The following is a 9,971-nucleotide window of genomic DNA, read 5'->3' as shown; positions in this document are numbered from 1 at the left end:
AACATTACGGTCAAATACTCAAAGATGATTTTTCTTTTTTTGGCGTTAAAACCCTTGTCTTTAAAGTCTATTCGGAAGAACGCCAAAGAAAAAAAGATGACGATCAAAAGCTGCAGGATCAAATTCACCGTCAGCGGCAGAAAGAAGAGCAGGAAAGGATTCTGGCTGAAAAACAGCAGCAGGAAGCTGAATTAAATAGTTTACCCCTTAAAAAACAATTTGAAATTCTTTTAAATCAATACCCCCGGAAAGCCGGGAAATGGCAGGCCTGGATGAATTTTAAAAAACTTGTTCAGGCCGGAGAAATACCCAAAACATCAAAACTTTTACAAATCATTGGAAAAAACAAGATGTCCCGGGAGTGGCAGCGGGATAATGGCCGCTGGATACCGGGGCTATCAAAGTTTTTGAAAGAAAGACGATGGATAGATGAAATTAATACTTAGCACAGAAAACACCGGCCCGGAAAGCCAGGATCAGGTTATAGAGCTGGCAATTATTGACGCAGACACAGCCCGGACATTTTTTAATCAACGGTTCAAACCATCTGTTGGAATAAAAGACCAGGCTGCATCTGTACACGGCATTACCCCTGGCGTCCTGGCACACATTAAGACCTGGGCTGATTACCATGATCATATTCTTGAGATCATTAAAAATGCAGAGTCGATAATGACCTATAACTGTGATTTTGACTTCAGGTTAATGCGGCAGACAGCAGAGGCATTTCACCGTATCTGGCCGCAACTTCTCCCGCCATGCCGGGATTTAAGGGCAGCATATGCTGATATCGCTCAGATTGAATTCAGCGAATATTACGGTACCTGGAAGTGGCAAAAATTAGAAGTAGCCTGCCAACAGCAGGGTATTGATGTGTCTGACCTCAAAACTCACAATGCGCTTGATGACTGCAGGGCAACACAACGGCTGTATAAAAAATTGCAAGGGGCGTTTGACGCATATTGGAAACCGTTTGTTAAACCTCTGTCCACTAGGTATGAAGAATTTAAAGAAAACATAGAAGAAATATCACAGCTGTTCTCTCAAGGCCTGTCCATAAGTCATATTCATCAAAAACTTTTTCAGGACGGTAAAATAACCTTGTCGTACACGCATTTTACCAAGTTTTTTAAAGACTATACAGAAACTTATGTTTCTTTAGCCGTGCCGCCCGCGCCTAGGCTTGCACCGAAACGGGGACCTAAAATAGCCCAAGACAGAGAAATTGAGTTTCAGGCCAATAAGCATGAAATTATTGTGCTTTTAAACAAGGGATACTCCAAGGCCCGAATTCATCGAATGCTTAAGAAACAAGGTAAGTGGAGTACCAGCTATGCCAATTTCACAGAAATATGCCGCCAGTATAACGTCAGAAAACACCATAAGCTCGATATAAATAAGGCTTTAAAATGAATTTAAAACCGACATGTAAAAGTCAATATTTGGCAGTCCACGGTGAAGCCAGGCAGCTGCTGGACCAGGGCTACACGAAAAAAACAGTTTTTGATTATTTTGTGGCCCAAAAAAAAATCACAATGTCATACAAAGCCTGGGTGAAAATAGTTGATAACTACGACCAGAAATCACCATTCTCGCGAAAAAAGAAGACTTCAACAGCCCGAAAAACCATCGGGCAAAGCATGGGTTCAAAAAAAGGAAAGTTCAGCCATTCAAATGATCCTTACCCAACTGAATATGCAACCGACTCTATTGTGCAAGAAAAAGAGAATGAAAAACCGTTTACCCTCATCAAAAAGAGAGAATAGATCGATATTAGCGAGCTCAATTTTGAACCTGCCGAATTAGCGTATTAATTTTTTGGGGAGTTGACGATGGACATGGAAATAGAAAAACAACACATCAACGTTACAGAGATAAACGGGAAATTAACAGTATCTTCGATGATGGTCGCCGAACATTTCAAAAAAAGACATGATAATATTATCAGAACAATTCAACACCTTGAAATACCACAAGATTTTAACGCCCTCAATTTTGAGGACGTTAAATATATCGATGCAAAAGGCGAGGAACGACCAGCTTTTAATATGACCCGTGACGGTTTTGTTTTGCTTGTCATGGGCTTTACAGGCAAGAGAGCTATGGCGTGGAAACTCAAGTATATTGAAGCATTCAACGCCATGGAAAGGGCTCAAAAAGACAAATTATATTTAAAAGCTGCATTACAAATACCAATAGAGAGCGACCTGACAGTTTTATTGCCTACCGGCGAGTTCGGTATTTCAAGCTGGAAACTGGCCAGGGAAATTGATCAGCCTCACAATGCTCTGGCAACAAAAATCCATTATCTCGACATCCCAGCTGCATTCAAGGCAGAGAATTTTATTCCAATGGGCCATGTGGAAGATCATGGTCCAAGAGTTGACGGATATGGGATCACCTTGGCCGGTCTTGGCATGATGGGCCACATTTTTCGCAGTCAGGCGGCCAGGGAAGCTCAATTAAAGGGATACGAACAGTTAAAAACTGTTAACGCCCAAAAAGACCGGATGGAGACTGTCCAGGCCCAACCGTTCCAAAGTGTGACTCCCCGGTTCCAGCGGGCCAATGTTTCCGAAAAAAAGATGCTTGCGCTCAAAGGGTTAATTTCGATTTGGGCATGGATTGAAAATACCACCCCTGAAAAGCTCGAAGCTGAACTATGTGCCTATATGCAGATAACAAACCTGAAGGGCATCACGACCTCAAGTTATGAAAACGCCATGGAATACATCTGGTCAGGGATACAAACACTGCAAAACGACTTTATAGATCTTTGCACAGAAGATGAATTGCAGCCGTTAAGGGGACTGTTTGATTTCATGGCATATTACGAGGACAGGACAAGCTATGAGTTTTTATTCAACAAATTCAAACAAGAACACCGGTTAGAAGATTTTACCAAAGTTTCCAAAAAGGATTTTCAAAAAATCATAATGTTGGCCTGGGGCACCATGTATGCCATGTGCCTTGGCGATAAAGCCGGATGCTGCAAAGCAAGCTGCATCCATAACCAATTATAAAAGGAAAAAAAATGGCATCAATAAATATGATCCTGCAGGGCAAGGGCGGCGTAGGCAAAAGTTTTACAGCCAGTCTTTTAAGTCAATATCTGGTTGACAGAGACCAGTTGCTGGCATGCCTGGACGCTGATCCGGTTAATGCAACCCTGACAGCCTATGAAGCATTAAAGGCGACCAAAATAGAAATCATGGAAGGTGATTCTATTAACAGCCGGTTATTTGACACAATGATAGAAAAATTAATCCAGCTGCCGGATGAGGCTTTCGCTGTTGTTGACAGCGGCGCCAGCACATTTGTCCCCCTGGCTGCTTACATGTCGGAAAACAATGTTGCCGATTTTCTGAAAGAGACCGGCCACCGCCTTACGCTGCATACCCTGATCACCGGCGGCCAGGCTGAAGGTGATACCATCCAGGGCCTGGCATCCCTGATGGACGGTTTTCCGGACACCCCCATAACAATATGGGTAAACCCTTTCTTCGGCCAAATTGATTTTGAAAACCACAAACTGGCAAAGGCCAACCAAAGTCAGGGCGGCACCACCATTGTTTTGCCCACGTATAAAAAAGAAACCTTTGGCTATGATCTGGAGCTGATGCTCAAGTCCCGCCTGACATTTGCCCAGGCAATCAATTCCGGCAAATTCAACGTCATGGCCAAACAGCGGCTTAAAATAGCCAGGGATGAAATCTGGAACATCCTGGACAACTCCGGCCTGATCATTGATGCCCAGGAACAGCAGGAATGAAAAACAAAATCCAGGCGGAAATAGCCAAAAGGCACAACATGACAGTCGGTGACAATGATCCGGTCTGGATCGTTGCCACTGTGTGTGAACTTATGGCCGAAGAATATTCACAAAAACTTTCCAGTCAGCAAGATATTCTTGCAGAAAAATTCAAAGAAAAAACCAAGGAGGTGAGCAAAAAAACAAACACGCTGAATATAGTGATCGCCGTGCTTTTTGGCATCATTATCGGTTTGTCAATTCAATTGATTATTTGAAGAGGAGTTATAGAAATGAAAAAACATTTACCGTTACTTGCACCAACCTTTATTTTTTTTGGCGTGATCACCGTTGTTGATACTGCGTTTGCATCAACAATTTCGGAATTTGAAACCCCGGCAGAAACCTTGATGGAAACCTTACGCGGGCCGTGGGCCAAGTCCGTTGCCATACTGATGATCCTGGCAGCTGCTTTTGTGATGTGGTTCAAAAAAGACGACCTGGATGGCATGACAAAGGGGTTCCTGGTGGTGGTCTGCATCATCTCGGTGTTGGCCCTGGCGGAACCAATCATTGATACGCTGTTCACATTCGGCAGTGGGGCATTAATATAATGCGACGGATCGCAATACATCGGTCTCTGCATCGTGCAGACCTGATCATGGGCATAGAACGGGATTTGCTTTTCCCGATCGGTATTGCCGCCGGCGTGCTGATTGTATCCAGCGGCAATCGTCCATGGCAGATCCTGATCGGTCTGATAATTCTGTCGGGTGGGTTTGCCCTGGCCAGGAAAGCAAATAAAAAAGAGCCGATCCTTTCAAAGGTTTTCCGGCAGCATGTGCGGCACAAGAAATTTTACCCGGCCAAAGACAGCCCACAGTTGCCCCATAAATCCATCCATTACAATGCCATGAGCAGAAAAGAAAAGGGCCTGCAGAGTCTTTTGCAGTATGCAGTGATGGCAGATAACGGAATTATCCTTTGTAAAAACGGTTCGTTCCTGGTGGGCTATGAAATAACAACCCGGGACACGGCCAGTTCAACCGAGACAGACCTCGAAAGCTTTTCAAGTTCCATATCCGCATCTTTAAAGAATTTAGGCGATGGGTTCACCCTGCACTTTGACTGTATCCGGAGCCCGGAAGATTATTATCCTGATAAAAATGAAAATCATTTCCCTGACAGGATCACCAGATCCATTGATGATGAAAGGCGGATATATTTTAAAAAGGGCAAGCATTTCCGCACGACTCATTATCTTTTTATTACCTGGAAGCCGGATATATCCGCGCAGAAAATGGATTCCTTCTTATATACAGAAGAAAAGGAGGAGCGCCGGAGAGAAAAAGGGGATGATGCCGGTGTTAAGGCGTTAAAAACCTTTCAAAACAACCTGGTCGAAATCGAGGACAGGCTTTCACTATCTTTTCGCCCTCGGCAACTCAAGGATACACTCTTCCAAAATGGCATATATTCAGAACTTTTAGAAATTATCAACGCTATTATCACAGGGGAACGCCACAAAATAAAATTGCCTAAAATCCCTATGTATCTTGATTATCTTTTATCCTCCCAAGATGTCACAGGCGGCATAGTCCCGAAAATCGGGGGTAAATATATCAGTGTCGTTGCCATTGACGGTTTTCCTGCAGAATCCTACCCAATGATGTTGTCCGGGCTAGATAGTTTATCCATACCGTACCGGTTTAACACCCGTTATATCTGTATGGACCAATGGACAGCCTTGCAGGAGATAGACAATTACAGGAAGGGCTGGTCTCAAAAAATCATTGGTTTCTTTGACAAGCTTTTCAATAACGCCAAAGCAAAACCAAACAAAGATGCCGCCTTGATGGCCGAAGATGCTGAAGAGGCATATTTAATTAATCAATCCGGATTTGTTGGGTTCGGTTATTTTTCCGGCAACATCATTCTGTTAAATGAAGATAGAGAATTGTTGCAGACCCAAACCAGGGATATCCGGAAAGTGGTTTTATCCCAGGGCTTTGCTGCCCGGGTAGAAACCCTCAACGCCCTGGAAGGCTGGCTTGGAACCCACCCGGCCAATAATTATTCCAACCTGCGCCGCATCATTTTACACAGTCTGAATCTTGCCGACATTTTACCCTTATCAACAATATATGCGGGATCAGCTAAAGCCCCTTGCCCGTTTTATCCGCCAGGATCACCGCCGCTTATGTATGCCGCCACAGACGGCGCAACGCCTTTCCGGCTGAACCTGCATATAGGCGATTTGGGCCACTCCCTGATTTTTGGCCCTACCGGTGCTGGTAAATCCGTTTTGCTGGCCATGATCGCAGCTCAATTCCGGCGGTATAAGGACGCGTGTATTTTTGCATTTGATAAGGGATTGTCAATGTTTCCCCTGGTCTCTGCCGCAGGCGGCACCCATTATCACATTGCGGGTGATGACAGCCGGTTGGCTTTTTGCCCTTTAAAATACGTTGATACAGATGCAGAGCAGGCATGGGCCGAGGACTGGATAACCACCCTGGCCACCCTGCAAAAAGTTGATATCAAACCCGAGCACCGGACAGCTATACATGACGCTGTTACACAAATCAGAACCTCCCCGGATCAGCACCGCACATTAAGCAACCTGTATCATTATATCCAGCACCAGGAACTCAAAGAGGCGGTTCAGCACTATACAAACCAGGGGGCCATGGGCAAACTTCTTGATGCGCCTGCCGATTCCATGACCCTGGAAAGTTATACAGTGTTTGAAATCGAAGATTTGATGAATCTTGGCGAAGCAAACTTAATCCCGGTGCTTTTGTATATTTTTCACCGCATAGAGAAAGCATTTAAAGGGCAGCCAAGCATACTGATCCTGGATGAAGCCTGGATCATGTTGGGGCATCCTGTTTTTCAGCAAAAAATACGGGAGTGGTTAAAAGTGCTCAGAAAGGCGAATTGTGCGGTTGTTCTTGCCACACAAAGCCTTTCTGATGCCAGAAATTCAGGCATTTTAGATGTGTTGTCAGAAAGCTGTCCAACCAAAATATTTTTACCCAACCAGGATGCAGAAAAAGAAACTCAAAAAGGACTCTACCACGGCCTAGGCCTCAATTCCACCCAGGTTAAAATCATCGCGCAGGCCCGGCCAAAACGTGAATATTACGTGACATCTTCGCAGGGTTGCCGCCTGATCAACTTATCTTTGTCCCCCCTGGCCCTGTCATTTGCTGGCGTATCAGGCAAAGAAGACATTGCCGCAATTAAGAATTTAATAAATGAGTTCGGCCCTGAATGGCCGACACAATGGCTGCACGCCAGAAGTATTAAAACCCCTAAAATTTAAGGAGTATTAAAATGAAAAACAAAATCCAAACCACAATCGCTTTATTGTCCGTCATTGCCTTTGTCAATGTCTCTATGGCCGGCATTCCTGTTACCTGTCTCAATTGTTCCAATTTATTCACCCAGGCCCTGGAATATATCAAAGACATCGAACAATTGGCAGAAGCAGTCAAACAATACGAACAACTCGTTCAACAAACAGAAAACGCCATCACCAATACCATGAACCTGCCAAGCAACCTGGTTTCCAACCTTCAATCTCAAATCAAGGTAGCGGTTGCCAATGTGAACCGGCTGAATTCTTACAAAGCTGATATGGGAGCGCTGCTGACAATTTTCACTGACACCTGGCCTGAATTACAGGGCTTAAAAATTGATGACATATTGATGCAAGACCGCATTCAAATGCAGTTAGATCAGTTTTCAAAAGCTTCTGAGAAAATAGACAATGTTTTGCAGTCTAATTTTCAGCTTACCGGCCAGCAGTTACAAGACCTGCAGGATTCTGGTGATTTTGACAGCTATTTAGATGACCTGTTGTCTACCAAGGAAGGCAGACTTCAGGCTATTGAAGCCGGCAACCAGATCAACGCTCTTACCGTCCATGAATTGAGACAGACAAGGGCATTGTTGTCTAATTATGTTCAGGCTCAGACTGCCGCTTTGGCTCAAGAACACAATGCTGCAAAGTTAAAGGATGCTGATTTGCAGCAGGAAATGGAAGTTGAGATTGATGTAGACCCAGATCGTTTCCCAACCCCTTGAATATTATGGTGTGGGGAAACGATTAGGGTCAATATTTACGCCCACTTTTTTCTCTTGTGCTTCGATTTTTTTCCATTCGGGCTCAGAGTCACCGGACACATGGATATAAACGCCGACACTGATACTAATGGCGATAACGATAGAGATGGTAAAGATGATCAAATTTTTGGACATAAAGAAACCTCCTGTTAAAATTTGTCTATGTTTTTCTACAATGGCAGTTTTTTTGATTTTTTTCAATGAATTAGCAATAGCTACTGACATTGATCAAAATATTTTAGGTGACATCACTCAGAAATATAAAGATGTCGGTTCCACCTGGGGCGAAAACGTTAAAAGTCACGCTTTATGGTTACTAAAATGGCTGCTCGTTGTCCAGCTTGTTGTAATGGCCGTAAAGCTCGGGTTCAAACAATCCACATTACAAGACGTTGTAGAGGACTTTGTAATGACGGCAATTTTTGGCGGTATCTTTTGGGCTCTCATCATAAAAGGTCAGGCTTGGGGTGTTGATTTAATTCAAGGTATGCTGAAAATGGCTCAAGATGTTGCTGGTGGAGGCTCCCCTCCCGGCGAAGCATTTTTCGCAAAAGTCTTCAGTGATGCCCTAAAAGTCGCAGATAACATGATGTATTCGTGGAATCCTATGTTAGTTCCCGCCATCTGTTTGTGTTCAATCTGTAGTGCTGTCTGTGGCGCTTTTATCTACGGCATGTATCTGGTGATTCTCTGCGAATTTTATATTGCCTTTAATCTCGGTATTTTTATTTTAGGCTTTGGCGGTATGAGATATACCAGAGGCTTTGCCACAGGTTTTTTGAAGTACGCCCTCAGTGTTGGCCTTAAATTATTCGTAATCCGGTGTCTGCTATACATCCTGGGTTCATTCCTGGCAGATATGGTGCTGTTTACCTTCAAAAGCTTTACCGAAACTCTTGTTATCACTGCCTGTTTTTTCATTCTGGCGTTTCTGATCAAAGTTCTACCTGACACAATAGCCAGGATAGTCACACTGCATAGCGGCAGCAGTGCCGGAGCTATCACCGGAGCCATGGCGGCAGGTGCAGGCATGGCGGTGAGTGCGGCCTCCATGGGCGTTGGCGCCGCTGCCGGTGGAGGTGGCATGGCCGGTGCTCTCAATGGAGCCAGGGGCGGGGCACTGAGTGCTCTGGGAAAAATAGCAGAAGCAGTAAAACCCAAAGAGGAGTCAAAAGAATCATGACGAATGCCACAGAACACCAGGACCCGGTGTTACAACCAGCGCAAGAAAATCATTATCTGGCGGGCCGTAAGGCCTGGTCAGAAATGTATGGATCGTTCATCCGGGAAAGAAACCTTTGGCGGCTCTCAACTCTGCTTGTTTCGATTGTTGCGGCCCTGCTTTGCACGGCCAATATCATACAATTAAGGCAACAAAAAGTGATCCCGTACATGGTTGAGGTTGACCGGGCCGGTCGGATCAGCGGCGGACAGATGGCCAAAAAGCTTGAGACCAGCCAGGAGATGATTCAATACAGCCTGGGCCAATTTATCACGGCCTGGCGAACCGTCACGGCAGATATTGCCCTGCAGGAAAAGTATGTAAAACAGGCAAGTTTTACGTCAATTGGTGCTGCAAAAAGTATCCTGGCTAAATGGTACGCAGACAACAATCCATACATTTCCAGCGAAGAAAAGTTGGTAGAAGTGCGGATTATGGCCCTGCCTCTGTATGTCAGCGGAGAAACCTGGCTGGTGGAATGGACAGAAATAGAGCGGACACATCGAGGTGTTGAGCGCTCCAGGACTACTTTTCAAGCGAACCTTGTCATCAAGCGCAAGCTTCCGGAAACACAGCAAGAGATCATAAATAATGCCAGCGGCATATATGTGTCGGAAATCAGCCACAGCAAAAAAATACAATAGGAGGTAAACCCATGAAAAAATTTGTAACAATCGCAATAGCGGTTTTCTTTGCGGGTTTGGCAACATGCCGGGCTGCGGATTTCGTAAGCCCCGTATGTAACTTCTCAATAAGTGTGGGTGATTATTAATTTGTAAGGGGCTAATACTTGCAAAAAGTACTTTCCTTCTTATTTTTTGTCTATAACAAATTTCGATTTAATCATGTTGTGTTCTGGAGCGAAAC

At 44.5% G+C, this 9,971-nt stretch carries 11 protein-coding genes and 1 pseudogene; 11 read left to right on the top strand and 1 reads right to left on the bottom strand.

Annotated elements, in window-relative coordinates; all coding sequences use genetic code 11:
- The 9 genes and pseudogenes from AB7U36_RS11385 to trbJ form a co-directional block, all read left to right on the top strand.
- Positions 1-446: pseudogene (locus tag AB7U36_RS11385) on the top strand (transcriptional regulator); the annotation flags it as partial.
- Positions 430-1,413 carry a 3'-5' exonuclease gene (locus AB7U36_RS11380; RefSeq protein ID WP_428159893.1) on the top strand — a complete coding sequence of 328 codons (984 nt, stop codon included), beginning with the start codon at positions 430-432 and terminating at the stop codon, positions 1,411-1,413. The pseudogene AB7U36_RS11385 and the gene AB7U36_RS11380, both read left to right, overlap by 17 nt.
- The gene (locus AB7U36_RS11375) at positions 1,410-1,766 is read left to right on the top strand and encodes a TraK family protein (protein WP_428159892.1); all 357 of its coding nucleotides are present in this window, start codon (positions 1,410-1,412) and stop codon (positions 1,764-1,766) included. Before AB7U36_RS11380 ends, AB7U36_RS11375 begins: the two co-directional genes overlap by 4 nt.
- 72 nt (positions 1,767-1,838) lie before the next feature.
- On the top strand, positions 1,839-3,023 hold the full coding sequence (locus AB7U36_RS11370) for a Rha family transcriptional regulator (protein WP_428159891.1): 1,185 nt from the start codon (positions 1,839-1,841) through the stop codon (positions 3,021-3,023).
- 11 nt (positions 3,024-3,034) lie between these two features.
- Complete coding sequence (locus AB7U36_RS11365) at positions 3,035-3,772, top strand: conjugal transfer protein TraL (protein ID WP_428159890.1); 738 nt, start codon at positions 3,035-3,037, stop codon at positions 3,770-3,772.
- A complete protein-coding gene (locus tag AB7U36_RS11360) occupies positions 3,769-4,029 on the top strand; it encodes a hypothetical protein (RefSeq protein ID WP_428159889.1) in 261 nt (86 codons plus the stop codon). The genes AB7U36_RS11365 and AB7U36_RS11360 overlap by 4 nt, the downstream gene beginning before the upstream one ends.
- 15 nt (positions 4,030-4,044) lie before the next feature.
- Positions 4,045-4,365: a TrbC/VirB2 family protein gene (locus AB7U36_RS11355; RefSeq protein WP_428159888.1), complete on the top strand. Its 321-nt coding sequence runs from the start codon at positions 4,045-4,047 to the stop codon at positions 4,363-4,365.
- Positions 4,365-7,079 (top strand): VirB3 family type IV secretion system protein, encoded by a 2,715-nt coding sequence (locus tag AB7U36_RS11350; protein ID WP_428159887.1) that lies wholly within the window; start codon positions 4,365-4,367, stop codon positions 7,077-7,079. The genes AB7U36_RS11355 and AB7U36_RS11350 overlap by 1 nt, the downstream gene beginning before the upstream one ends.
- 11 nt (positions 7,080-7,090) lie before the next feature.
- On the top strand, positions 7,091-7,843 hold the full coding sequence (trbJ, locus tag AB7U36_RS11345) for a P-type conjugative transfer protein TrbJ (protein ID WP_428159886.1): 753 nt from the start codon (positions 7,091-7,093) through the stop codon (positions 7,841-7,843).
- A 3-nt stretch (positions 7,844-7,846) separates the two neighbouring features.
- Here the strand turns inward: trbJ and AB7U36_RS11340 are convergent, their stop codons facing one another.
- Positions 7,847-8,017 (bottom strand): hypothetical protein, encoded by a 171-nt coding sequence (locus AB7U36_RS11340; protein WP_428159885.1) that lies wholly within the window; start codon positions 8,015-8,017, stop codon positions 7,847-7,849.
- A gap of 40 nt (positions 8,018-8,057) precedes the next feature.
- Between AB7U36_RS11340 and trbL the strand changes: the two genes are divergently transcribed.
- Together trbL and AB7U36_RS11330 are read left to right on the top strand one after the other, a co-directional pair.
- Positions 8,058-9,065, top strand: a complete 1,008-nt coding sequence (gene trbL, locus AB7U36_RS11335; RefSeq protein WP_428159884.1) for a P-type conjugative transfer protein TrbL — start codon at positions 8,058-8,060, stop codon at positions 9,063-9,065.
- The gene (locus AB7U36_RS11330; protein ID WP_428159883.1) at positions 9,062-9,748 is read left to right on the top strand and encodes a VirB8/TrbF family protein; all 687 of its coding nucleotides are present in this window, start codon (positions 9,062-9,064) and stop codon (positions 9,746-9,748) included. The genes trbL and AB7U36_RS11330 overlap by 4 nt, the downstream gene beginning before the upstream one ends.
- Positions 9,749-9,971 lie beyond the last annotated feature (223 nt).

This window comes from Desulfobacter sp. (assembly GCF_050177295.1).
Note: the sequence above shows the minus strand (reverse complement) of the source record. Positions and strands in the feature narration are given on the sequence as shown.